Annotated in this window: 26 protein-coding genes; 11 read left to right on the forward strand and 15 right to left on the reverse strand. The window is 63.5% G+C overall.

Going from position 1 to position 23,341, the window contains the following annotated elements; genetic code table 11:
- Positions 1 to 37: 37 nt before the first annotated feature.
- The 3 genes from SAZ10_RS09770 to SAZ10_RS09780 are packed head-to-tail and all read left to right on the forward strand — an operon-like array spanning position 38 to position 1,550.
- Positions 38 to 805 (forward strand): heme ABC transporter permease, encoded by a 768-nt coding sequence (locus tag SAZ10_RS09770; RefSeq protein WP_318609008.1) that lies wholly within the window; start codon positions 38 to 40, stop codon positions 803 to 805.
- Positions 802 to 972: a heme exporter protein CcmD gene (gene ccmD, locus SAZ10_RS09775; protein ID WP_318609009.1), complete on the forward strand. Its 171-nt coding sequence runs from the start codon at positions 802 to 804 to the stop codon at positions 970 to 972. The genes SAZ10_RS09770 and ccmD overlap by 4 nt, the downstream gene beginning before the upstream one ends.
- Positions 969 to 1,550: a DsbE family thiol:disulfide interchange protein gene (locus SAZ10_RS09780; protein WP_318609010.1), complete on the forward strand. Its 582-nt coding sequence runs from the start codon at positions 969 to 971 to the stop codon at positions 1,548 to 1,550. Before ccmD ends, SAZ10_RS09780 begins: the two co-directional genes overlap by 4 nt.
- A gap of 105 nt (positions 1,551 to 1,655) precedes the next feature.
- On the opposite strand, the gene SAZ10_RS09785 is transcribed toward SAZ10_RS09780, so the two are convergent.
- The 4 genes from SAZ10_RS09785 to ftsY form a co-directional block, all read right to left on the reverse strand.
- Positions 1,656 to 2,189, reverse strand: coding sequence for an NADPH-dependent FMN reductase (locus SAZ10_RS09785; RefSeq protein ID WP_318609011.1), 534 nt, complete (start codon positions 2,187 to 2,189; stop codon positions 1,656 to 1,658).
- Positions 2,190 to 2,318: 129 nt separating this feature from the next.
- Complete coding sequence (locus SAZ10_RS09790) at positions 2,319 to 2,486, reverse strand: DUF1127 domain-containing protein (RefSeq protein WP_318609012.1); 168 nt, start codon at positions 2,484 to 2,486, stop codon at positions 2,319 to 2,321.
- Between the two features lie 219 nt (positions 2,487 to 2,705).
- Complete coding sequence (locus SAZ10_RS09795) at positions 2,706 to 3,359, reverse strand: septation protein A (RefSeq protein WP_318609013.1); 654 nt, start codon at positions 3,357 to 3,359, stop codon at positions 2,706 to 2,708.
- 238 nt (positions 3,360 to 3,597) lie between these two features.
- A complete protein-coding gene (gene ftsY / locus SAZ10_RS09800; protein WP_318609014.1) occupies positions 3,598 to 4,482 on the reverse strand; it encodes a signal recognition particle-docking protein FtsY in 885 nt (294 codons plus the stop codon).
- 368 nt (positions 4,483 to 4,850) lie between these two features.
- On the opposite strand from ftsY, the gene SAZ10_RS09805 reads away from it, so the two are divergent.
- Positions 4,851 to 5,015 (forward strand): hypothetical protein, encoded by a 165-nt coding sequence (locus tag SAZ10_RS09805; RefSeq protein WP_318609015.1) that lies wholly within the window; start codon positions 4,851 to 4,853, stop codon positions 5,013 to 5,015.
- 134 nt (positions 5,016 to 5,149) lie between these two features.
- Here the strand turns inward: SAZ10_RS09805 and mtaB are convergent, their stop codons facing one another.
- From mtaB to SAZ10_RS09850, 9 genes are all read right to left on the reverse strand, one after another.
- Positions 5,150 to 6,433, reverse strand: a complete 1,284-nt coding sequence (gene mtaB, locus SAZ10_RS09810) for a tRNA (N(6)-L-threonylcarbamoyladenosine(37)-C(2))-methylthiotransferase MtaB (RefSeq protein WP_318609016.1) — start codon at positions 6,431 to 6,433, stop codon at positions 5,150 to 5,152.
- Positions 6,433 to 7,314: a diaminopimelate epimerase gene (gene dapF / locus SAZ10_RS09815; protein ID WP_318609017.1), complete on the reverse strand. Its 882-nt coding sequence runs from the start codon at positions 7,312 to 7,314 to the stop codon at positions 6,433 to 6,435. Before dapF ends, mtaB begins: the two co-directional genes overlap by 1 nt.
- Positions 7,315 to 7,460: 146 nt before the next feature.
- Complete coding sequence (locus SAZ10_RS09820; RefSeq protein WP_412535184.1) at positions 7,461 to 8,489, reverse strand: ABC transporter ATP-binding protein; 1,029 nt, start codon at positions 8,487 to 8,489, stop codon at positions 7,461 to 7,463.
- Positions 8,486 to 9,445, reverse strand: coding sequence for an ABC transporter ATP-binding protein (locus SAZ10_RS09825; protein WP_318609018.1), 960 nt, complete (start codon positions 9,443 to 9,445; stop codon positions 8,486 to 8,488). The genes SAZ10_RS09820 and SAZ10_RS09825 overlap by 4 nt, the downstream gene beginning before the upstream one ends.
- Positions 9,442 to 10,413, reverse strand: a complete 972-nt coding sequence (locus tag SAZ10_RS09830; protein WP_318609019.1) for an ABC transporter permease — start codon at positions 10,411 to 10,413, stop codon at positions 9,442 to 9,444. The genes SAZ10_RS09825 and SAZ10_RS09830 overlap by 4 nt, the downstream gene beginning before the upstream one ends.
- Positions 10,413 to 11,429 (reverse strand): ABC transporter permease, encoded by a 1,017-nt coding sequence (locus SAZ10_RS09835; protein WP_318609020.1) that lies wholly within the window; start codon positions 11,427 to 11,429, stop codon positions 10,413 to 10,415. The genes SAZ10_RS09830 and SAZ10_RS09835 overlap by 1 nt, the downstream gene beginning before the upstream one ends.
- A gap of 23 nt (positions 11,430 to 11,452) precedes the next feature.
- Positions 11,453 to 13,114, reverse strand: a complete 1,662-nt coding sequence (locus SAZ10_RS09840) for an ABC transporter substrate-binding protein (RefSeq protein WP_318609022.1) — start codon at positions 13,112 to 13,114, stop codon at positions 11,453 to 11,455.
- Positions 13,115 to 13,131: 17 nt separating this feature from the next.
- Complete coding sequence (locus tag SAZ10_RS09845; RefSeq protein WP_318609023.1) at positions 13,132 to 14,034, reverse strand: proline iminopeptidase-family hydrolase; 903 nt, start codon at positions 14,032 to 14,034, stop codon at positions 13,132 to 13,134.
- A 25-nt stretch (positions 14,035 to 14,059) separates the two neighbouring features.
- Entirely contained in the window at positions 14,060 to 15,604 is a 1,545-nt protein-coding gene (locus tag SAZ10_RS09850) for a leucyl aminopeptidase (RefSeq protein WP_318609024.1), read from the reverse strand.
- Between the two features lie 147 nt (positions 15,605 to 15,751).
- On the opposite strand from SAZ10_RS09850, the gene SAZ10_RS09855 reads away from it, so the two are divergent.
- Positions 15,752 to 16,663 carry a LysR substrate-binding domain-containing protein gene (locus SAZ10_RS09855; protein ID WP_318609025.1) on the forward strand — a complete coding sequence of 304 codons (912 nt, stop codon included), beginning with the start codon at positions 15,752 to 15,754 and terminating at the stop codon, positions 16,661 to 16,663.
- Between the two features lie 60 nt (positions 16,664 to 16,723).
- Here the strand turns inward: SAZ10_RS09855 and SAZ10_RS09860 are convergent, their stop codons facing one another.
- On the reverse strand, positions 16,724 to 16,885 hold the full coding sequence (locus SAZ10_RS09860) for a DUF1328 family protein (RefSeq protein ID WP_318609026.1): 162 nt from the start codon (positions 16,883 to 16,885) through the stop codon (positions 16,724 to 16,726).
- Between the two features lie 267 nt (positions 16,886 to 17,152).
- Between SAZ10_RS09860 and SAZ10_RS09865 the strand changes: the two genes are divergently transcribed.
- Positions 17,153 to 17,692, forward strand: coding sequence for a protease inhibitor Inh/omp19 family protein (locus SAZ10_RS09865; protein ID WP_318609028.1), 540 nt, complete (start codon positions 17,153 to 17,155; stop codon positions 17,690 to 17,692).
- Between the two features lie 38 nt (positions 17,693 to 17,730).
- Positions 17,731 to 18,957 (forward strand): cell division protein ZapE, encoded by a 1,227-nt coding sequence (zapE, locus tag SAZ10_RS09870; protein ID WP_318609029.1) that lies wholly within the window; start codon positions 17,731 to 17,733, stop codon positions 18,955 to 18,957.
- On the opposite strand, the gene SAZ10_RS09875 is transcribed toward zapE, so the two are convergent.
- Positions 18,935 to 19,369, reverse strand: a complete 435-nt coding sequence (locus SAZ10_RS09875) for a GNAT family N-acetyltransferase (RefSeq protein ID WP_318609030.1) — start codon at positions 19,367 to 19,369, stop codon at positions 18,935 to 18,937. The genes zapE and SAZ10_RS09875 overlap by 23 nt on opposite strands.
- A 344-nt stretch (positions 19,370 to 19,713) precedes the next feature.
- On the opposite strand from SAZ10_RS09875, the gene mdh reads away from it, so the two are divergent.
- The 4 genes from mdh to sucD are packed head-to-tail and all read left to right on the forward strand — an operon-like array spanning position 19,714 to position 23,222.
- Entirely contained in the window at positions 19,714 to 20,679 is a 966-nt protein-coding gene (gene mdh, locus SAZ10_RS09880; protein WP_318609031.1) for a malate dehydrogenase, read from the forward strand.
- A 57-nt stretch (positions 20,680 to 20,736) separates the two neighbouring features.
- Positions 20,737 to 21,933: an ADP-forming succinate--CoA ligase subunit beta gene (gene sucC / locus SAZ10_RS09885; RefSeq protein ID WP_318609032.1), complete on the forward strand. Its 1,197-nt coding sequence runs from the start codon at positions 20,737 to 20,739 to the stop codon at positions 21,931 to 21,933.
- A 3-nt stretch (positions 21,934 to 21,936) separates the two neighbouring features.
- Entirely contained in the window at positions 21,937 to 22,308 is a 372-nt protein-coding gene (locus tag SAZ10_RS09890) for a cupin domain-containing protein (RefSeq protein ID WP_318609033.1), read from the forward strand.
- An 8-nt stretch (positions 22,309 to 22,316) separates the two neighbouring features.
- A complete protein-coding gene (gene sucD, locus SAZ10_RS09895; protein ID WP_318609034.1) occupies positions 22,317 to 23,222 on the forward strand; it encodes a succinate--CoA ligase subunit alpha in 906 nt (301 codons plus the stop codon).
- Positions 23,223 to 23,341 lie beyond the last annotated feature (119 nt).

Raw genomic sequence — 23,341 nt, forward strand, 5'->3', positions numbered from 1 at the left:
ATTGCGGAGGAGGATGGCTGACGCTATTTGAATGCCCATGAGCGATACGAGCGCACCTGTTCGCAGCAGCTGGGTCGATCTGGCGAACCCGACGCGCTTCGTGGCGTTCGTCGATCGCTTTGCGCCGTGGCTCGCCGTGGCGTCAGGCCTCGTGCTTGCCGCCGGCCTCTGGCTCGCCTTCAATTCGCCAGAGGATTACCAGCAGGGCGCCACGGTGCGCATCATGTATATCCACGTGCCTTTCGCGTGGCTTTCCATGCTTTGCTACACGATCATGGCCATTGCCGGCCTCGGAACGCTGGTCTGGCGCCATCCGCTGGCCGACGTCTCTGCCAAGGCTGCCGCACCGATCGGCGCGGTCTTCACCGGGCTCGCGCTCGTCACCGGCTCGATCTGGGGCAAGCCGACCTGGGGCACATGGTGGGTGTGGGATGCGCGTCTCACCTCCGTCTTCATCCTTTTCCTGATGTATCTCGGCATCATTGCCCTTTCGCGGGCGATCGAGGACCCTGGCCGGGCGGCGCGCGCAGTCGCCGTGATCACGCTGGTCGGCTTCATCAACATCCCGATCATCAAGTTCTCGGTCGAGTGGTGGAATACGCTGCACCAGGGCTCCTCCGTGTTCCGGCTCAATGGTCCGACCATCGACCCGAGCATGCTCTGGCCGCTGATGGTGATGGCGCTCGGCTGCACGCTGCTGTTCTTTACGCTGCATATCGTGGCGATGCGCACCGAGATCTTCCGCCGCCGCGTGGCGGCGATGCGGCGCATCCAGGCGCGGCGGAACGAGGCGAGGCCGGCATGAGTTCGCATGACGCCTTCGTTGCCGCTGCCTATCTCTGCTCGCTGGTCGGGGTCGGCGGACTGATCATCTGGATCCTGGCGGACCAGCGCGAGCGCCGGCGCGAGCTTGCTCAGCTCGAGGCCAGCGGCGCCCGGCGCCGCTCCGACCGTCCAGGAGGGGCATCGTGAGCCTCGGTGCCGACGCGCCGCGCAAAAGATCGCGCCTGCTCGCCCTACTGCCGCTCGCAGTCTTCGCTGCGCTCGCGGCGGTCTTCCTGCTGCAGCTTTTCTCCGGTCGCGACGTGTCGGAGATACCCTCTGCGCTGATCGGGCACCCTGCACCGCAGACGAAGCTCGAGCCTCTTGCCGGAACCAACCTGCCCGGCCTCGATTCGGCGCTCTTCAAGGGCAAGGTCACGGTGCTGAACGTGTGGGCCTCATGGTGCCTGCCGTGCCGGGAGGAGAATCCGGTGCTGCTGGCGCTCTCGCAGGACCGCCGCTTCGAACTTATGGGGCTGAACTACAAGGACAGTCCTGAGAAGGCGAAGAACTTCCTCGACGGCTTCGGCAATCCTTTCTCGGCGATTGGCGTCGACCCCGCCGGGCGCGCGGGCATCGACTGGGGCGTCTACGGCGTGCCGGAGACGTTCATCGTCGGCAAGGACGGGAAGATCGCTTTCAAGCATGTCGGCCCGCTCACCGAAGAATCGGTGAAGACAGAGCTGATGCCTCAGATCGAGAAGGCGTTCGCGGCGTCGACCTCTTAGAGCATCGGACCAAAAAGTGCGAAACGATTTTCGGACGAATCCGATGCAAGAGATATAGCGGCAGCCCGGATTTATTGGGGCGTCGGCCGCTCTAGCCCGGATTGACTACCGGCCGTTGACGAAACCGACGAAGACCGACACGGCGGCCCGCATTTTCGCGACATTCTCCTGTAGCTGGAGTATGGCATCGAACTCTTCCGGCTTCTTGCCGAGCAGTGCGATTTCCAATTCGGTGTCGGCATAAAGGTCGAAGGACATCGTCCGCATGATCTCGGCCAGCGCCGCGCGCGCGAAAAGCGAACGATGCGATGCATGAACGAGCATCGCCGGCTTGCCGACGGCCGCATCCCTCGAAACCAGCCAGTCGAGGGCGTTCTTGAGACCGCCCGGCACGCCATGAGCATATTCGGGAGATGAGACGATGACGCCGTCCGCCTCCGAAACGGCTTCGATCAGCCGTCTCGCCTCGGGTGGGGTCCGCTCGTCCTCCTCGTCAGGATTGAAGATCGGTAGGCGCCCTACCCCGTCATAGATGGTCAGGCGGCAGCTTTGCGGCGCGTTGCGCGCCAGCGCCGCAAGCAGGGCGCTGTTGGTCGAGGCCGCGCGAAGGCTGCCGGAAATGGCGAGGATGTGAAGCAAGGCACTGTGATCCGGAATCAGACAGATCACTTTAGCATAGGATCGCAGGCGTTCGGCCGAGGCCCGGATCGCACATAGCAAAAGGCGGGACACATTTGCGCGTCCCGCCCTCAGCCGCCCCACATTGGATTATTGGCCGTAGACGTCGAGATAGGCGTGGCGCAGCATCTCGCCGCGATCGGCGCCGATGTCAGCCAGGTCGCGCGGCGTCAGGCTCTGAATTTCAGCGACGAGCCGGCCGTAGCGCATGCGCTTCTCGACACGGTTTCTTGCGTACTTTACGAAGTTAGAGATCATGGTCGTAGCCCTTTACTGCCGTCCTCCGACGGACCGTGTTGACCTCCCTGAACCGATTGAAATTTTGGCATGGTTTATGTGCATTGCAACATGGATTGTTGCAATGCACCAATGCAACGCGCGCATGGCTGGTTAACGAGCCATGCGCATCCTTTAGGCAAGGTGTGCTGAATAAGGCGGCAGACGCCGTCTGCGCTGCTCAACGCATGGTCTTGGCGTCTATTTCAGCTTGCCGAAACGGTCGTCGAGCGAATGCCGCATGATCAGCGGCATCTGGCTGAAGGTGAAGATGAGCGTGATCGGCATAATCCCCCACACCTTGAACGCTATCCAGGTGTCGGTTGAGAACGAACGCCAGACCACCTCGTTGACGAGGGCCAGGAACAGGAAGAAGAGGCCCCAGCGGAAGGTAAGCTTCTTCCAGCCCTCGGCATCCAGATGGAAAGCCGACTCGAAGACATAGCCGAGCAGCGACTTGCCGAAGGCGAGTCCGCCGAGCAGCACGGCGGCAAACAGCGCGTTGACGATGGTCGGCTTCATCTTGATGAAGACGTCGTTGTGGAGGAAGAGCGTCAGCGCGCCGAACACGAAAACGACCACACCGGACACCAAGGGCATGATCGGTAGCGAGCGCATCACGAACCAAGAGACGAGAAGCGCGATCGCCGTCGCGATCATGAACAGCGCGGTCGCCACGAAGATCGGTCCACCCAGGCTGGCGAGGGCCGGGACCTTCTCCATCAGCCATTCACCGCGCGCATTGGCGAAAAAGAAGACGATTAGCGGCCCGAGCTCGAGCGCGAGCTTGAGCACAGGGTTGACCTCCTTGTGCTTTGGGTCCGAAGGGTCGCGTTCGAGGATCGGTTCATTCATTTTGTTCTCCTCGAGATCGCAAAGGAGCTAGAACTGAAGGGCTGCGTTCGTCGCGCCCCCCTCTGTCCTGCCGGACATCTCCCCCACAAGGGGGGAGATCGGACGGCCGCTTTATTTTCGCCAATAGCCAACGTTGCAGAGTGCGCGCCGCCAAAAATGAAGGCCAATCTCCCCCCTTGTGGGGGAGATGTCCGGCAGGACAGAGGGGGGCAACGTAGAGCGCTGGCATCGACAAGCTTCAACCTACCCCAGCGATCGCCTTGGCGAAATCGCCGGCCGAAAAGGGTTCGAGGTCGTCGACCTGCTCGCCGACGCCGATGAAATAGACCGGCAGCTTGTACTTGGCGGCAATCGCAACAAGTATGCCGCCGCGTGCCGTGCCGTCCAGCTTGGTCATGACCAGGCCGTTGACACCGGCGACATTGCGGAAGATCTCAACCTGGTTGAGCGCGTTCTGTCCGGTTGTCGCGTCGACGGTCTGCAGCACGGTATGCGGCGCCTCCGGATCGAGCTTGCCGAGCACGCGCACGATCTTTTCCAGCTCCGCCATCAACTCAGCCTTGTTCTGCAGCCGGCCGGCAGTATCGATGATCAGCACGTCGGAGCCCTCTGCCTTCGCCTTTTCGAACGCGTCATAGGCGAGCCCCGCCGCATCGGCGCCGAGCTTCGAGGCGACGACCGTAGAGCCGGTCCGTTCGCCCCAGATCTTGAGCTGCTCGATTGCGGCGGCACGGAATGTATCGCCGGCGGCCAGCGTCACCTTGAGGCCGCCCTGCACCAGCTTGGCGGCGAGCTTGCCGATCGTCGTCGTCTTGCCGGTGCCGTTGACGCCGACCACCAGAATGACATGAGGCTTGTGCGAAAGATCGAGCTCCAGCGCCATCGCCACCGGCTTCAGGACCTTCTCGACCTCTTCGGCCATGATTGCCCGGACCTCGCCGTCGGAGACGTCGCGGCCGTAGCGGCCGGAGGCGAGCGCGTCAGTGACGCGCAGCGCCGTCTCCATGCCGAGATCGGCGCGGATCAGCACATCTTCCAGGTCTTGCAGCGTGTCCTCATCGAGCCGGCGCTTGGTGAACACGCCGGCGATATTGGAGGAAAGCTCCCGCGACGAGCGCGACAAGCCTTCCCGCAGCCTTTGGAACCATTTCGGCCGCGGCGCCGCCGTCGGGGCTCGGGGCGCCGGCTGAGCCTGAGCCTCAACTTTCTTGGCGACAGTGACTTTGGCGGTCGGCTGCGACGCTGCTGCCCCCCTCTCCCCGCCTGCGGGGAGAGGGGGGCAGAGGCGTTGTGGCAGAATCTGTCGGCTCAGGCTGGCCTGGTTGCGGCGACGGCACTGCCGGGATTTCCGGCGGAGCAGGCGTCGGCTGAGGGCTTGGGGTTTCCGGCACATGCTCCGGGCCGGGCGGCTGTTGCGGGGGTGGTGCGGGCGCCGGGACCTCGACAGGGGTCGGCTCAGGCACCGGCGCCTCGGGCTGAGACGGCGCGGGCTTGCCGGGCACTTCCGGCGGCGTGGGCTCGGCAGGCGTCGGCTGTGGAACGACCTCGGGCTCCGGCTTTGCAGGCGTCTCCGGCGTCGGAGCCGGCGGAGTCTCGGGCGGCGCCGGCGGTTCGGCGGGGGTCGGTTCGGGCTGGATCGGCTCTCGCGGCTCCTGATCTTTCAGGGCCTTGAGCGCCTCGAAATTGAGCGGCGGAAGCGTCTCATTTTCCGCCGGCCGCTCTTCGGCCTCCGTGCGGCCAAATGAAAAGACCTTCTTGATGAAGCCTAAAGCCATCGCTGAACCGTCGCCTCAGGCAGCCAGCGCAGGCAGCGTGGCGGCGATCAGCCGCTGGCCGTCATGGCCGGTGACTACCCCCTGGATGACCTCGCCCGGACGGCCCTGCTCGACCGCGCAGGGCGTAAACCCTTCCGTGCGGCCGATATTGTCATGCTCGACGAGAATCGATTGCCGTGTGCTCATGAGGGATTCCAGATGCCGGTGATAGGCCGCCTCGCCGGCCCTTCTCAGCCGCGCGGCGCGCTCCTTGACCACCTCCCGCCTGACTTGCGGCATGCGCGCAGCCGGGGTTCCCTCGCGCGGCGAGAACGGGAAGACGTGGAGATGGCTCAGCCCGCATTCCTCGACGATCCTGAGCGAGTTCTCGAACATAGCCTCGGTCTCGGTCGGGAAACCGGCGATGATGTCGGCGCCGAAGACGATGTCCGGCCGGATCCTGCGCACCTCCTCGCAGAAGCCGATGGAATGCTCGCGAAGATGCCGGCGCTTCATGCGCTTCAGGATCATGTCGTCGCCGGACTGCAGGGACAGGTGCAGATGCGGCATCAACCGCTTCTCGGTAGCGATCGCCTCCATGAGGTCGCCGTCGGCCTCGATCGAATCGATGGACGACAGCCTCAGCCGCCTGACGTCCGGCACCTGCCTGAGGATCGTCTTCACCAGCCTGCCGAGCTTGGGGCTGCCGGGCAGGTCCGCGCCGTAGCTCGTCAGGTCGACGCCGGTGAGCACGATCTCGGCATAACCGTTGCCGGCAAGCCGCTTCACCTGCTCCACGACCGCGCCCATCGGCACCGAACGTGAATTGCCGCGGCCGTAGGGGATGATGCAGAAGGTGCAGCGGTGGTCGCAGCCGTTCTGCACCTGCACGAAGGCCCGGGCACGCCCTTCGATCGCGTCGACCATATGGCCGGCCGTCTCACGCACGGAGAAGATGTCGTTGACGCGCGCCTTCTCGGTGTCGTTGACGCCGAAATCCGGCAGCGCGCGGTAGCTGCTTGCCTTCAGCTTTTCCTCGTTGCCGAGCACGAGGTCGACCTCGGCCATCGCGGCGAAGCTCTTCGGATCGGTTTGCGCAGCACAGCCGGTGACGATGATCCTCGCCGTCGGGTTCTCGCGGCGCGCTTTCCGGATCGATTGCCTAGCCTGGCGAACGGCTTCGGCCGTCACGGCGCAGGTGTTGAAGATCACGGCACCGTCCTTCAGCCCATCAAGGCCGGCGGCTTCCGCCTCGCGGCGCATCACCTCGGATTCATAGGTGTTCAGCCGGCAGCCGAATGTGACGATGTCGACTGCCATCAGGCCACTTCCTGCGCGTCGCGCGCCCAGGCACCGGTCGCGGGATCGAACGTGCCGGAGAATTCCCATTCGGCGGGGCCGGTCAGGATGACATGATCGTCGGCACGCCATTCGACCCTGAGCAGGCCACCCGGCGCAGTCAGGGCGACCTTGCGTTCCGTGCGGCCGGTACGAGCGGCAGCGACCACGGTTGCACAGGCGGCCGAGCCGCAGGCCCTGGTCAGACCCGCTCCGCGCTCCCAGGTGCGGATCGTGATCGCATCGCGAGCCGTCACCTCGGCAATGGTGATGTTGGCGCGCTCCGGGAAGATTGGATGATTTTCGAGCAGCGGGCCGAAGCGGTCGAGATCGTATGACCAAACATCACGATCGACCCAGAAGATGGCGTGCGGGTTGCCCATGGAGACGACCGAAGGCGAGTGCAGCACCGGCGCGTCGATCGGCCCGATCTGCAGCTCGATGGCGCGCGTATCCCGGAATTCTTCGGCGAGCGGTATGTCCTGCCAGCCAAGACGCGGCACGCCCATGTCGACCGAGATCAGCCCGTCGGCATGCTCTTCCGCATTGAGGATGCCGGCGACTGTCTCGAAGGTGAACAGCCTCTGACCGGTATCCGCGGCGAGCGCCTGCACCACGCAGCGCGTCCCATTACCGCAGGCCTGCGCGCCGGAGCCGTCCGAGTTCAGTATCTCGATGAAATAGGCGGTACCAGGCCTCTTCGGATCGTGGATCGCCATGATTTGGTCGAACCTGGTCGCCTGATCCGCGTTGAGCGCGATCGCCGCAGCCGGCGTGACGCGGTCCGCACGGCCGCGCATATCGGCGACGATGATCTCGTTGCCGGCCCCGTTCATCTTGGCGAAAGGCGCTGCCGTGCCCAATTCCGTGGCTCCCAACTGCGTTCGGGGCCTATATGGCGGAAAAGGGTTGGAATTGCCAGCGCTGCGACGGATCGCGCGCCTCAGTTCACTGTGATCGGGCCCGGTCGGAGAGTGCAAGAGCCGACGTGGCCAGCCAACCGGGATGCTTAGGCGGCCTTCCCTGTCGGCTGCGCAATTTCGAGCACCGGGAAATGGCACGCAACCTTCCGGCCGGGCTTGTGCTCGACCAGCGCCGGGCGCTCCGTGCGGCAACGATCCTGCGCAATCGGACAGCGTGGATGGAAGCGGCAGCCTGCAGGCGGCTTGAGCGGACTTGGCACATCACCCGACAGGATAATGCGTTTGCGGCGCCCGCCTGGGGTCGTCTCCACCACCGGTACCGCCGAAATCAGAGCTTGGCTATATGGATGCGCTGGGGCTGCGAACACCTCTTCCGAGGGCCCCTCTTCCACGATCGAGCCGAGATACATCACCGCAATGCGCGTAGAGACCTGACGCACCACCGACAGATCGTGGGCGATGAAGATATAGGTGAGCTCCAGCTTGTCCTGGAGATCGGCCAGGAGATTGACGATCTGCGCCTGCACCGACACATCCAGGGCCGAGACAGGCTCGTCCAGCACCACGAGGTCCGGATTGAGCGCGATGGCGCGCGCGATACCGACGCGCTGGCGCTGGCCGCCGGAGAATTCATGCGGATAGCGAACCACGTGATCCGGCAGCAGCCCGACCAGCTCGAACAATTCCGCCACACGTTCGCGTATTCCGGCGGCGCTGAGTTTGGTGTGGATATGCAGCGGCTCGGCAACCAGATCGCCGACGCGGCGGCGCGGGTTGAGCGACGCCGACGGGTCCTGGAAGACCATCTGCAGGCGGCGGCGCAGTGGCCTCAAATCGCTCAGCGATTTCGACGTGACGTCGTCGCCTTCGAACAGGAGCTGGCCGTCCGTGATGTCGTAGAGCCGGACCAGGCAGCGCGCCAATGTCGACTTCCCGCAGCCGGATTCCCCAACCAGGCCCAGCGTTTCACCGCGCCGCACGGTCAGCGATACATTGTCGACGGCATGCACCACCCGACGCCCTTCGGAAGAGAAGCGGGTACCGATGGAAAAGCGCTTGCTCAAGGCACGCGTCTCGAGAATGGGCCGATCCTTGCCCGTCATCTGTTCGCTCATGCTTGCGCCATCCGGAAACATGCGGCGGCATGGCTTTGTCCGGCGAGGTCAGGCTTGCTCGCATCACAAGGCTCGTAGCGCACCGGGCAGCGCGGCGCGAAGGCACAGCCCTTCGGCAGCCGCAAAAGGGAGGGAGGAGAACCGGGAATGGCTGGCAGGCGCAGAGGCCTCTCGCCCGAGAGCGGGGGGATCGAGCCGAGCAGCGCCCGCGTGTATGGATGCGACGGATCGGTGAACAGGTCCGCCCGGCTGCCACGCTCCACGATGCGGCCGGCATACATCACCATCACCCGATCCGCGAGCTCGGAAACCACGCCCATGTCGTGCGTGATGAACACCACCGCCGAATTGTGGGTCGCCCGCAGCTTCCGGACGAGATCGAGGATGCCCGCCTGCACGGTAACGTCGAGCGCGGTGGTGGGTTCGTCCGCAACCAGCAGCGCCGGGTTGCAGGACAACGCCATGGCGATCACCGCTCGCTGGCGCATGCCACCCGAAAGCTGGTGCGGATAGCGCGACATGGCCTCGCGCGGGTTCGGGAAATTCACTTCCGCCAGCAGACTTTCAACGCGCTCCAGAGCCGCGGACTTGCTGAGGCGCTGATGAGTGCGGATCTGCTCGGCGATCTGCCAGCCGATAGTGTAGACCGGCGTCAGCGCCGTCATCGGGTCTTGGAAGATCATGGCAATCTCGTTGCCGCGCAAGCGCCGCAACGCGCGCGCCGGAAGCCCTACCAGCTCGCGCCCCTTGTAGCGGATCGAGCCTTCGATCACCGCATTGGGATCGGTGATGAGCCCCATGACAGCCAGCAGCGACACGGTCTTGCCCGACCCGGATTCGCCAACCACGCCAAGGATCTCCCCCTCCTCCAGGTCGAAGGAGACGCCGTCGATGGCCCGCACCACACCGTCGTCGGTGCGGAAGGACACCCTGAGGTCGCGCACCGAGAGCATCATGCGGTCTTCACACGCGGATCGAGGACAATGTAGACGAAGTCGACCACCGCATTGGAGATCACCACGAACATGGAAGCGTACATGACGGTGGCCATGATCATCGGCAGGTCCAGGCTCTGCAGCGCGTCGTAAGTCAGCTTGCCGATGCCCTGCAAACCAAAGACGACCTCGGTCAACAGCGCGGAACCGCCCACCAACGCACCGAAATCCAATCCGAACAGGGTGACGAACGCGATCAAGGATGTGCGTAGCGCGTGGCGCAGCAGGATGCTGGTTTCCGACAGGCCCTTGGCACGGGCAGTGCGGATGTAGTCCTCCTGCATGGATTCGATGATCGCTGCCCTGAGCACCCGGCCGTAGATACCGATATAAAGGATAGCGAGCGTGATCCACGGGATCACCAGCGTCAGGAACCAGCCCTTCGGGTCGTCGGAAAAATTCTTGTAGCCGAGCGGCGGCACCCAGGAGAACAGCCACGTGTCGTGGTAGCGGCTCTGCGTGAACAGGTTCATCACCTCGCCCAGCCAGTAAACCGGCATGGAGATGCCCAGCAGGCCGAGCGCCATCAGAAGCTTGTCCAGCCAGCTATCGCGCGTGGCCGCGGCGACGACCCCGATAATGATCGAAAATACCACCCACAGCACTGCCGCGCCGAACACCAGCGAAAGCGTGACGGGAACGGAGTCCAGCACGGCCGGGACAACCTTCCAGCCGCGATTGACGAACGAGGTGAGATCGCCGGTGACGAAGATCTTCTTCATCATCAGCGCATACTGCACATAGAGCGGCCGGTCGAAGCCGAAGGAGTGTCGCACCGCTTCCAGCACCTCGGGCGATGCATTGCGGCCGGCAATGCGTGCCGCCGGGTCGGCGCCCGGAGTGGCAAAGAAGATCAGGAATACGATGACCGAGATGCCGAACATCACGAACAGCATCTGGCCCAGTCGGCGCAGGATCGCATAGATCATCAGTCGCGCCCCAACCGGACCTTGGAGCGCGGATCGAGCGCGTCGCGCAGACCGTCGCCGAAGACGTTGAGCGCCATCACCGAAACAGCGATGGCGATGCCCGGCGCCAGTGCCACAAGCGGACGCGTGTAGAGCAGGGACTGTCCATCCTGAATAATTGTCCCCCAGCTCGCGTCGGGCGGCTGCACGCCGATCGACAGGAAGGAAAGCGCCGATTCCGTCAGCATGTTCAGCGCCATCATCAACGGCACGAAGACGATGAGCGTAGTGGTGATGTTGGGCAGGATGTCCCGCCACAGAATCCTTGGCCCCGGCACGCCCAGATTGATGGCGGCCAGGACGAACTCGCTATTCCTCAGCGACAGCACCTGCCCGCGTATAGGCCGCGCGACATACGGGACATAGACGATGCCAATGATGATGATGGGCAGCCACAGGCTGCCGGACTCGATCGTTATCGGCCCCAGCGAGATGCCCTGCGCGATCGTGACGATGGAGAGCGAGATCGCCAAAAGATAGATCGGAAAGGCCCACAAAATGTCGAGGAAGCGCGACAGCACCGTGTCCGTCACACCTCCAAAAAAGCCGGCGATCAGGCCGGCCGCCGTTCCGATTATTAGCGTCAGCACGGTCGCCGCGGCGGAGATGAGGAGCGAATTGAGCCCCCCGTAGAGCAGGCGGGCCATCACGTCCCGGCCCTGATTGTCCGCACCCAGGAAATAATTGCCGAGCCGCCAGGTAGGTCCGAGCGGCGTGTAGCCCAGCCCCAGACCTTCCGTGGACTGTTCCATCACCGGCACGTCCTGGCCGTCGATAGTAATCACCGCGTCGAGCGTCGACACGAAGGGATCAACGCCGGCCCACCGCGCATAAAGCGGGGCGCTGAGGCATGCGATCACGATCAGGAGAAAGACGATCAGGGCCGCCATGGCAGCCCTGTTCCTCGTCAGCTTCGCAAAAGCGAGGGCCCAGGGCCCCCGCGTCCTGCGCGGCACAGCTACGACGTCACTCGACACGAGAGCGATCCGTCAACACAGCGTCACTGCACCCACGCCTGGGTGACGATCCAGTAGAACTGGGCGTTGAACTTGAAGTTGCCGAGCCGCTTGCTGACGAAGTCGACGTGCTTGGGCGTGAACAGGGCCACCGCCGCCGCCTTGTCGGTCACCTCCTTGTCCACCTCGGACCACAGCTTGTTGGCTGCATCCGGATCGGTCACGCCCAGATCCATCGCTTGCTTCATCTTGGCGTCGATGCCCTTGTCGCAGAAGCCGGAGATGTTGACCGAAGCGTCGGAGCCCTCGCGGAAGGAGTCGCAGCCGAACAGGATGTTCAGGAAGTTCGAGGCCGCCGGATAGTCCTGGTACCACTGGCTGACCGACATCTGCACCTTGTTGTTGGTGTTCTGGATATAGGTGAACTGGAGGTTCGGCGAGATCGGCTTCACGTCGGCCTGGTAGCCGATCGAGGTGAGCACGCTCTGCAGGTAGACGCCGATTGAGCGCGACACGGCGGTGTCCTCGACGATCACCGTGACCTTCTGGCCCTTGGTGCCAGACTCCTCGACGAGCTGCTTGGCTTTCTCCACGTCCGGAGCCGACCACTTGGCACCGGGGTTCTTGGTGAACGGGCAATAGTCTACATGGCCGGGGAAGTCCGGCGGCAGCACCTGGCAGACCGGCGAAGCAAGCACCTTGCCGCCGAACAGATTGACCAGCGTGTTGCGATCCACCGCATAGGCCACGGCCTGCCGCGCCTTCTCATTGTCGAACGGCGCCAGTCGGGTGTTGAGGGGCGCGTACCACCATGCCGTCAACGGCGAGATGTGCACCTGATCCATGTATTTGGTGCCGAGCTCGACGAGACGGTCGGTCGGCGGCTGGTCGTACATCCAGTCGGCCTCGCCCTTCTGGATGGCGGTCACGGCGGCTTCCTCTGTGAGGCCGAAATCATACTGGACGACATCCGGATAGCCGTCGGGCTGCGCTTCCTCGCTCCACTGCTTGAAATGCGGGTTGCGGGCCATCGTCATGCCCTTGTTCGGGTCGTAGGCGGAGATCATGTAGGCGCCCGTGCCCGGGATGGGGTTCGAGCCGACATCTTCGGTGGGCGTGTCTGCCGGCAGGATCACCGCGTGCGGCATGGCCAGCTTGTCGATGAACTCGGCGTCTGGCTTGACGATGTGGATGGTCACCGTGCCTGCCGCCTCATCGCCGACCACGCCGCCTTCGAGCGTGCAGCTCTTGGTGTCGGCAAGGCATTTGTCGGCGCCGACGATGCCGGAATAGAAGGTGCCGGAAGTCGGACCGGAAACCTTGAAGATACGCTGGAACGACGCCACCACGTCCTTGACGGTGACGTCCTGGCCGTTGGAGAACTTGATGCCCTGGCGCAACTTGAAGGTGAAAGTCTTGCCGTCGTCGCTCACCTGGGGCATGTCTTCGGCCAGATCCGCGACGATCTTGAAGCCGTCTTTGCCGTCAGCCTTGCGGAAGGCGACGAGGCCGTCATAAAGCGGCTGGAAGATCTGCCAATATTGCAGCGTGTAGTTGATGTGCGGATCGAGCGTGCCGGCGGCCGAGCGCGCCAGCAGGCGCATTGTGCCGCCCCGGTGGTCCTGTAGGTATTCCGCGCTGGCGGGCGCCTGCCATGCGCAGGTCAACAGAGACGCGGCGGCTGCCGCCAATACGAATTTCTTCATTTGGTTCCCCTTCTTCTTCAACGATCGTGCTGGTCGAGGAATTCGCCCACGACCTGCATGCATCTTTCCTTTTCTTCCACGTGCGGCATGTGGCTGGACTGTTCGAATATCTCCCAGCGAGCCCCCTTGATGCCGTCCTTGTAGGGCTGGACGGTCGCCGGCGTCGCCTCGTCATGGCGGCCGGAAATGATCAGGGTCGGCACCTCGATCGCCGAAAGGCGGTCGATGATGCTCCAGTTCTTCAGCGTTCCGATCACAAAGAATTCGTTCGGCCCGTTCATCACATTGTAGACGGTCGGATTGCGGGCCACCTGGTCGAAGCTTTCCGTGACCTCGGTCGGGAACGGCACGACACGGCAGACATGCCGCTCATAGAAGGCCATCGTCGCCTGCTGATACTCCGGATCGCTCGTGGTGCCGGCTTTTTCATGCCGGCTCAGCGCGTCCTGCACGTCCGTGGGCAGGTCGGCCCGCAGCCGGTTGGCTTCCTCGACCCATAGCTTCATCGAAGCCGGCGAATTGGCGATGGTCAGCGATGTCAGGCCCTTCGGCCGCCCCACGGCATATTCGGCGCCCAGCATGCCGCCCCAGCTCTGGCCGAGCACATGGAAGGCGGGACGGATGCCCAGATGGTCGATAAGATTCTCGAGCTCGTCAATGAAGAGCTGCGGGGTCCAGAAGTCGGCGCCCTTTTCCGGCAAGAGGGTGGAGTTGCCGCAGCCGATCTGGTCGTAGTGGATGACGGCACGCCCCTGGAGCGCCAGAAGCTTGTAGGAATCGACGTAGTTGTGGGCGACGCCGGGGCCGCCATGCAGGATCACCACCGGCGGCTTGCCGGCGCCCAGCTCTCCGGAGATCCGATACCAGGTCTCGTAAGCGCCAAACTTGGCGCGCCCTTCCGTACTCTTGATAGACGTCACCGCCCCCACCTCTCCAAGCCGCAAGCTACATAGCCGTGTCCGAAGCGGCAATCGCCCGCTTTCCCGCTTCGACAGCGCAAACCCATTGTTCCAGCATCTGCACGCCGAAACCGGTGCCGCCCTGCCTTCCCAGCGGGCCGTCGGCGTCGGAGAACTCCTTGCCGGCTATATCGAGATGCACCCAGGGCCTATTGTCGGTGAAATTGCGCAGAAATGCGGCGGCATAGGGCGCATCGCCATCCTCGAGATTGCGCGCATGCTGGCGCAGATCAGCCAGAGGCGACTGCAGCCCCTCGTCATAAGCATGGTCCAGCGGCATGCGCCAGAAGCGTTCACCGACCGCCTCACCCGCAGCGATCATGCTCGAAGCGATCGCATCATCGTTGCTGAAGAGGCCGGCGAAAACGCTGCCCAGGCCGCGCATGACAGAATAGGTCAGAGTTGCCAGATCGACGATCGCGGACGGCTTGAACCGCGTGGCCGTGTAATAGAGGCAATCGGCCAGCAGCATGCGGCCCTCGCAGTCCGTATCGAACACCTCCACCGTCTGCCCCGACAAGGTGGTGATGACGTCGCCCGATTTATAAGATTTGCCGGAGGGCAGATTCTCGGCGATGCCGAGCACGCCGACGGCATCGACTTTGCTGCCCTGCCGGGCGAGCGCCAGCAACAGGCCGGCAACAGCCGCAGCGCCGGCCATGTCACCCTTCATGTCGAACATCTGCGGCCCGGTTTTGGCGCACAAGCCCCCGGAATCGAAACAGACGCCCTTGCCCACGAAAGCCAGCGGCTCGCCGGGATCATTCTCGCCGCGATAGCGCAACACGATGACGCGGGGCGGATGCACGGAAGCGGATCCGACCGCCAACAACGCGTTCATGCCCAGCCGCTTCAGTTCCGTGTCATCCAGAGTTTCGATCTCGATTCCAGCCTCGCGCAGCGGCCCCAGATGTTCGAGGAAGCTGCCTGGGTGCAGGATATTGGCTGGCAGGTTCACCAAGGTGCGGGCGAATTCGACCCCGTCCGCGACCGCGTTCATGCGCGTCAGGGCAGCGCCGCAATCCTTCCCTTGCAGGCCGGCAAACCGGACCACCCAGCCAGCTTCGGCGGCAGCTCCGGGCCGTTTGTTGCGCAAGTCGAAGCGATATCGCTTCAAGCGCATGCCGAGCGCAAGCCGGGCAGCAAGCTCCGCATCAGCAAGGGCCGCGTTTTCGATCGTGTCGACGACAATTGTGGTGTCGTTCTCGCCTTTGTTTTCCAGGAAGGCCGCCAGGTCGGCGCCCGCGCGAGTCACGGAAAGCGGCGTCATGGCCACCGGATCGCCGAGGCCGAGCACGACGACACGCCGCGCGGCGAGACCGTTCGGAGCCACTATGTCGAGGCACTCGCCGCTCTTGCCAGAGAAACCGGGAGCCGTGCAGGCGCGCGACAGCGTTCCGCCCGTCTTCGTATCCAAGGCGCTTGTCTGCTTTCCGAAACCCTGCCGGAGAGCCTTGAGCACGACGACGACGGGAGCGTCGTCTGGAAGTGCGGCCGCGGTCTCGAAAACAGTCGCTGGAGATTGGGGCATAAGAGCTTTCACCCTCACCGCTGCGGATACAAGCCTCGGAAAGGCTTTCCCAGCTAACGAAGCTGCTCTTCCGATATTCAAAAGGAGACAGTCTGTTCAAACGCGATTTATGACCGTCTCGATTGACAAAAAATCAGTCGAAAGATCATGGTCCATCCTATGGCCCTACCCTCACTCAACGGCATGCGTGCCTTCGAAGCCGCGGCACGCCTTGGCAGCGTGAAGGATGCGGCGGAAGAACTGCGGCTCACGCCCTCGGCAGTCAGCCGTCACATCAGGTCTCTCGAAAGGAGCCTCGGTCAGGAGCTGTTCGATCGCGGCTACCGGCAGATAACCTTGACCGCGACGGGTTCTTATTACGCGCACAGCCTTTCCGAGGCGTTCGAGGCGATCCGGCGCGCCACGGAGGATGTGGACGGGGCCAGCAACAGGAAAAGCAGCCGCGTCAAGCTGATGTGCGAGCCGACATTCCTGAACCTTTGGCTGGCTGATCGCCTGCCGGCATTTCGCCGCCTGCATCCGTCGATCGATCTCGAGATTTCGACAGCAGGTAAGCGCTCGAACTTCGACCTGGCCATCATTGACGAGTTCAACGAAAAGATCAGCCCGGCCCTGAAGCTGGTGCTTCCGCTCTTGCTGACGCCGGTCTGCGCCCCCGCCCTTCTGAACGGACCGAAGCCGCTGCGCACGCCGCAGGATCTACTCAACCACCATCTGATCCACGAACGTGAGACCAGGCGATGGGAGCGATGGCTGGCACAGGAGGGCGTGGCCGGCGAGATCGGCAAGGGCGGCACCATATTGCATGACTGCACGCTGATCATGCGCGAAGTGGCGAACGGCACCGGCATCGCCCTTGCCGACACGATCATGGCGCAGGACCTTTTGCAGCAGGGCAGGCTGGTCGCGCCATTCGAGGCGTATCACGACTACCCGGCCGGCTACTATCTGCACCAGCGTCCGGGCGTCGGAAACAGGCCGGGAATAGCGCAGTTTCTGGACTGGCTTTTCGCCGAAATCGAAGAGCACAAGAAACTCATGGCCTCCGCTTTCGGTTAGCGCCTGTAAGGACCGTCGCGTCTGCCGGCAAGATTGCCAGCGCTGCCACGGGTCGCGCGTTCAGGTAACTGCGATCAGGCCGAACAGGACGAGCAGGAACAGGACGAGCACCACGCCGATCAGCAGCCTTGCGCCAGTCGCTGCTGCGCCAGCGAGCGCAGGAAAGCCGAGCAGGCTCGCCACGGCAGCGATGATGAGTAGGACAAGGATCCATTTGAGCATGCGGGCACTCCGGTGATAAAAGCGTTGATGGATCAACGCCTTCCCGGTCCCAGGGTTCCGCATGGTCGAAAGCCGCCGGGCAAGACCGAGGCGGGTCCGGAATGCGCAGCCGGCCTGCGTCCGGGCTTCGATCCGGCACCGCGCCGAATGTGCTTTGTTACCGTCGCAAACAGTATTTTAACCATATGGAGTTGCAATTTCGCCAATATCGCCTTTTTTGGTGACAGTGATTTCATGCGGGGCGATCCGCCCCGACGGAGGTTGGGAATGACTTTTTCGCGAGGCGGCCTCATTGCAGTTTCACTCGCGGCGCTTTTTGCAAGCGGCTGCAGCACGTCCGAACGCCTTGCCGCCTCCCAGCCGGCGCCGCTGATGCCTGCCCCATCCGGAACGGTCAGCTCCAACCAGCTGCCGCCGCCCGCCGCACCCGGCACAAACCCGTCGCAATTCCCGACTGCCCCCGGCACCGGCACCGATATTGCGGCCGCGACGCCGCCCGCCGCAGCCGCCCCGCCGGCGAATGCCGCCGACGTCACCACGGCAAGCGTGGCGGGTGTCTGGAATGCCACGGTCTCCGGCCAGAGCTGCAAGGTAGCGACCCCGCAGACCAAGTTCGGCGCCGGCTACCGCGCCGGCCCTCTGCGCTGCCCGGCACCGCTGGACGGCGTGAAATCCTGGAACGTGTCCGGCAAACAGCTCGCACTCTACGACGCCGATGGCGGCGTGCTCGCTCGCCTCTATTCGAGCGGCGGCGAACGCTTCGATGGCCAGACGTCGAGCGGCGTGCCGATCTCGCTGTCTCGCTGAGAGACGCTCCCCGCATAATTGCCGCCTGAGCTGGACCGATGCATCTTCGCGAGGGCCTGCAAACCCGTGTGACCGTCGCCCAACGCTACGATCACATGGTCGCGCGCGGGGAGATCGGCCGCGATGCTGCGCAAGAGCGGCTGGCGCGTGCGCTCGATCGACTCATCGAAGATCTCTCACAGAAGCGCATTTTGACCAAATCGAGTTCGCTCGGCTGGCTTTTCGCCAAGCGCCGCAATGGCCAGACGCCGGTGCGCGGGCTCTACATCCATGGTCGGGTCGGCCGCGGCAAGACCATGATGATGGACCTGTTCTTCGGGCTGGTGCCGGTGCGGCGCAAGCGGCGCGTCCATTTCAACGACTTCATGGCCGACGCACATGACCGCATCAACAGGCATCGCGAGAGGCTGAAGCGCGGCGAAACTCGCGAGGAGGACCCGATCCCGCCGGTCGCCCGCGCGCTTGCCGAAGAGGCCTGGGTGCTCTGCTTCGACGAATTCACGGTGACCGATATTGCCGACGCCATGATTCTGTCGCGGCTGTTCTCGGCACTATTCGCCAACGGCGTCGTGCTGATCGCAACTTCCAACGTCGCGCCCGAAGACCTCTATCGCGACGGTCTCAACCGGGCGCTGTTCGAGCCCTTCATCGAGATATTGAAGGCAAATGCCGAGGTTTTTGCCCTCGATGCCGAGAAGGATTATCGGCTCGAGCAGGTGAACGGCATCCAGGTCTATATGGCACCCGCCACGCTCGCCACAGACCGGATGATGGACAGGGCCTGGGCGGCCATGACCCGCGGTGCGAAGACGGCGCCCGACGAGATCGTCGTCAAGGGGCGCCATGTCGTCGTGCCACATGCGGCCGGCGGGGCCGCCCGGTTCACCTTTCACGAGCTTTGCGAGGTGCCGCTCGGCGCGCGCGACTATCTGGCGATCGCCGCCCGCTACGACACGATCTTCATCGACCACATTCCCGTTCTTGCAGAGGCCAAACGCAACGAGGCGAAGCGGTTTATCCTGCTGATTGACACGCTTTACGATCACGGCACCCGGCTGGTGGTCAGCGCCGAAGCGCCACCTGACGCACTCTATGTCGGCAAGCGCGGGACTGAAGCCTTCGAGTTCGAGCGCACAGCCTCGAGGTTGATCGAGATGCAAGGCAAGGATTGGCTCGATACCTGGGCCGCCCGCCATGGCGAGGAGGCTGCCACGGCGGCAGATGCCCCTGCCACTCGCTCGTTCACAAGCGAAACACGTACATGACGAAGGGTTCCGCCTCGCAATCGCCGCTTGCCCGCCGCTGCTCGTACAGGCCGCGCGCGGGCAGATTGTTTCGCTCCGTGCCGACCCAGGCTTCTTCGCATCCGATCGCCTTGGCATGCTTGAACATCGCTTCGAGCATCTTTCTTGCGATGCCTTGCCTCCGGTAGGGGGGCGCGACGCCGACCTCGTCGACATAGAGTTCCGTCGACTTGTCGGGATGGCGGTGTACGACTGCCGCCGTTTGCCCGATCACGGCGCCACCGTGCAGCGCGACGAACATGTAATGGCCTGGCTCGGCAAGATAGGCGGCGACCCGCGCCGGATCGACGGGCTCGTCGAACACCCCCTCGGCAACCTTGTGCAATAAAGCCGCATCGCCTGGCCCAAGCAGCTTGATCTCAATTTCGGACATCGGCCCTCCTCAGCCTGCCCAGTTCCGAACCGACGGCGTTTATTCTCCCCATTATCCGATAGCATGGGCTCGGAAGGGTTCATGCTGGACAATGTGATTGATTTTGCACCTCGCGCCACACCCAACGGCAAACGCGGCAACGGCACACAAATTTTGACGTTTACGTAAAACCCGAAGGGTCTAACCGATTGAATTCTTTAACGCCAAAATAATCGTTTGAATATTACAGCCGAGAGGGCTAAGGGGTCCGTCAAATTCTGGACGGATAATCCGCATATCGCTGGCCCATCGAATTCCCGCCGCAGCGATCGCGCGCGGGCGTCTGACGAGAGGGAAATTTCCACATGGCACGCAACAAGATCGCCTTGATCGGCTCCGGCATGATCGGAGGCACGCTCGCCCACCTGATCGGCCTGAAGGAACTGGGCGACGTCGTCCTCTTCGATATTGCCGAGGGCATTCCGCAGGGCAAGGGCCTCGACATCGCCCAATCCTCCACGGTCGAGGGCTTCGACGCTCGCTTTACGGGCGTCAACGATTACTCGGCCATAGAGGGCGCCGATGTCTGCATCGTGACGGCGGGAGTGCCGCGCAAGCCCGGCATGAGCCGCGACGATCTGCTCGGCATCAATCTCAAGGTCATGGAACAGGTCGGCGCCGGCATCAAGAAATATGCGCCCAAGGCCTTCGTGATCTGCATCACGAATCCGCTCGACGCGATGGTCTGGGCGCTGCAGAAATTCTCGGGCCTGCCGAAGACCCATGTCGTCGGCATGGCCGGCGTGCTGGATTCCGCCCGTTTCCGCTACTTCCTGGCCGAAGAGTTCAAGGTCTCGGTCGAGGATGTCAGCGCCATGACGCTCGGCGGGCATGGCGACGACATGGTGCCGATGGTGCGCTATTCTACCGTCGCCGGCATTCCGCTGCCGGACCTTGTGAAGATGGGCTGGACGACGAAGGAAAGGCTCGACGCCATCGTGGAGCGCACGCGCAAGGGCGGCGGCGAGATCGTCGGGCTGTTGAAGACCGGTTCGGCCTACTACGCTCCGGCGTCCTCGGCGATCGCGATGGCCGAGAGCTACCTCAAGGACAAGAAGCGCGTGCTGCCCTGCGCCGCCTATCTGTCCGGCCAGTACGGCGTGAAGAACACCTATGTCGGCGTGCCCGTGGTGATCGGCGCAGGCGGCGTCGAGCGCATCATCGAGCTGGACTTCAACAAGCCCGAGCAGAAGATGTTCGAGAAGTCGGTGGAGTCCGTGGTCGGGCTCTGCGAGGCCTGCGCGGCGATCGCCCCCAGCCTTGCCAAGTAGCCTGGTCTTGCCAAGTACCCCGGTCTTGCGAACAGCCTCGTGAAGTAGGAGCGCGCCATGAACATCCACGAATACCAGGCCAAGCAGTTGCTCAAGGGCTTTGGCCTGCCGGTGGCCGAGGGCGTCGCCATCCTGTCGGCCGGCGAGGCGGAAGCGGCCGCAAAGAAGCTCCCCGGCCCGCTATATGTGGTCAAGAGCCAGATCCATGCCGGCGGCCGCGGCAAGGGCCGTTTCAAGGAGCTCGGCCCTGACGCCAAGGGTGGCGTGCGGCTGGCCAAATCAGTCGACGAAGTCACCGTCAACGTCCGGGAGATGCTTGGCAACACCTTGGTCACCAAGCAGACCGGGCCGGCCGGCAAGCAGGTCAACCGTCTCTATATCGAGGATGGCGCCGATATCGACCGCGAGCTCTACCTTTCACTGCTCGTCGATCGCACGGTCGGCCGCGTTGCCTTCGTCGTCTCGACGGAAGGCGGCATGGACATCGAGACGGTGGCGCATGACACGCCGGAAAAGATCGTCACCGTCGCGATCGATCCCGAGACGGGCGTGACGCAACGCGAGATCAGGGTGCTCACCGAGGCTCTGAAGCTCACCGGCGCGGCGGCCGAGGATGCGCAGAGCGTGTTCCCCGCCCTCTACAGGGCCTTCGTCGAGAAGGATATGAGCCTGCTCGAGATCAACCCGCTGATCGTCATGAAGAACGGTCACCTCAGGCTCCTCGACGCCAAGGTCTCCTTCGACAACAACGCGCTTTTCCGCCACCCCGAAGTGGTCGAGCTACGCGACCCGACGGAGGAGGACGAGAAGGAGATCGAGGCCTCCAAATACGATCTCGCCTATGTAGCGCTCGACGGCAATATCGGCTGCATGGTCAACGGCGCCGGCCTTGCCATGGCGACTATGGACATCATCAAGCTCTACGGCGCCGAGCCCGCCAACTTCCTCGATGTCGGCGGCGGCGCGTCGAAGGAGAAGGTGACCGCAGCCTTCAAGATCATCACCGCCGACCCAGCCGTGAAGGGCATCCTCGTCAACATCTTCGGCGGCATCATGCGCTGCGACGTGATCGCCGAAGGCGTCGTCGCGGCGGTCAAGGAGGTCGGGCTGAAAGTGCCGCTTGTGGTACGGCTCGAGGGCACCAATGTCGATCTCGGCAAGAAGATCCTCCGCGACAGCGGTCTCAACGTCATTCCGGCCGACGATTTGGACGATGCCGCAAAGAAGATCGTTAAGGCGGTGCAAGGAGGCTGAGCCATGCCGCCCCGCAAGATCAATCTCGTCGAAGCCGCCGAGCGGACAATCACCAAGGTTTGGGATCCGCACATCGCCGGCGATGTCAACGATTCGCAGGCGAAGGTCGCCAAGTTCGGCGAGCTGTTCGACTGGCATGCGCATCAGAACGAGGATGAAGCCTTCCTGGTGCTGCGCGGCCGCGTCGCCATCGACTTCCGCGACGGGACTGTCGAGCTCGGCGAGGGCGACTTCATTGTCGTGCCGAAGACGGTCGAACACCGGCCGCGCTCCCTGACCAGCGAGCCGGTGGTCCTGATGTTCGAGCCGTCGACGACGCTCAACACCGGGGATGCCAAGAGCGATCTTACCGTTACTGAATTGAAGCGGCTGTAGGAGCCCCAATGTCCATTCTCGTCGACAAGAATACGAAAGTCCTCGTCCAGGGCCTCACCGGCAAGACCGGCACTTTCCACACCGAGCAGGCGCTTGCCTATAACGGCACCAAGATGGTCGGCGGCATCCACCCCAAGAAGGGCGGAGAGACCTGGGGCTCGGTCGAAAGCGGCGCACAGCTGCCGATCTTCGCGACCGTGGCCGAAGGCAAGGAGAAGACCGGCGCAAACGCCTCCGTCATATACGTGCCGCCGGCGGGCGCGGCCGAGGCGATCATCGAGGCGATCGAGGCGGAGATTCCCCTGATCGTCTGTATCACCGAGGGTATCCCGGTGCTCGACATGGTGCGGGTCAAGGCCAAGCTCTTGAAGTCCAAGTCGCGGCTGCTCGGGCCGAACTGCCCCGGCGTGCTCACCCCCGACGAATGCAAGATCGGCATCATGCCCGGCAACATCTTCCGCAAGGGCTCCGTCGGTGTTGTTTCGCGCTCGGGAACGCTTACCTATGAGGCAGTGTTTCAGACGACCAACGAAGGACTCGGCCAGTCAACGGCTGTCGGCATCGGGGGAGACCCGGTCAAGGGGACCGAGTTCATCGACATACTCGAAATGTTCCTCGCAGATGATGAGACCAAGTCGATCATCATGATCGGCGAGATCGGCGGCTCGGCCGAAGAAGACGCCGCGCAGTTCCTGCGTGACGAGGCCAAGCGCGGCCGCAAGAAGCCGATGGCCGGCTTCATTGCAGGCCGCACGGCGCCGAAGGGCCGCACAATGGGCCATGCCGGCGCGGTGATCTCGGGCGGCAAGGGCGGCGCGGAAGACAAGATCGCGGCGATGGAGGCGGCGGGCATCCGCGTGTCGCCCTCGCCCGCGCGTCTCGGCAAGACGTTGGTCGAGGCAATCAAGGGCTAGGGGAGTAAGGGAATAGGGGAGTAAGGCAGTAGGGAAATAGGTCGCCGATGAGTTCAACATATTCCCCTACTCCCTTATTCCCCTACTCCCCTATTGAATAGGAGCGGAGCGCAAGGCTC

This window comes from Mesorhizobium sp. BAC0120 (genome assembly GCF_033542235.1).
Taxonomy (GTDB): domain Bacteria; phylum Pseudomonadota; class Alphaproteobacteria; order Rhizobiales; family Rhizobiaceae; genus JAWRCU01.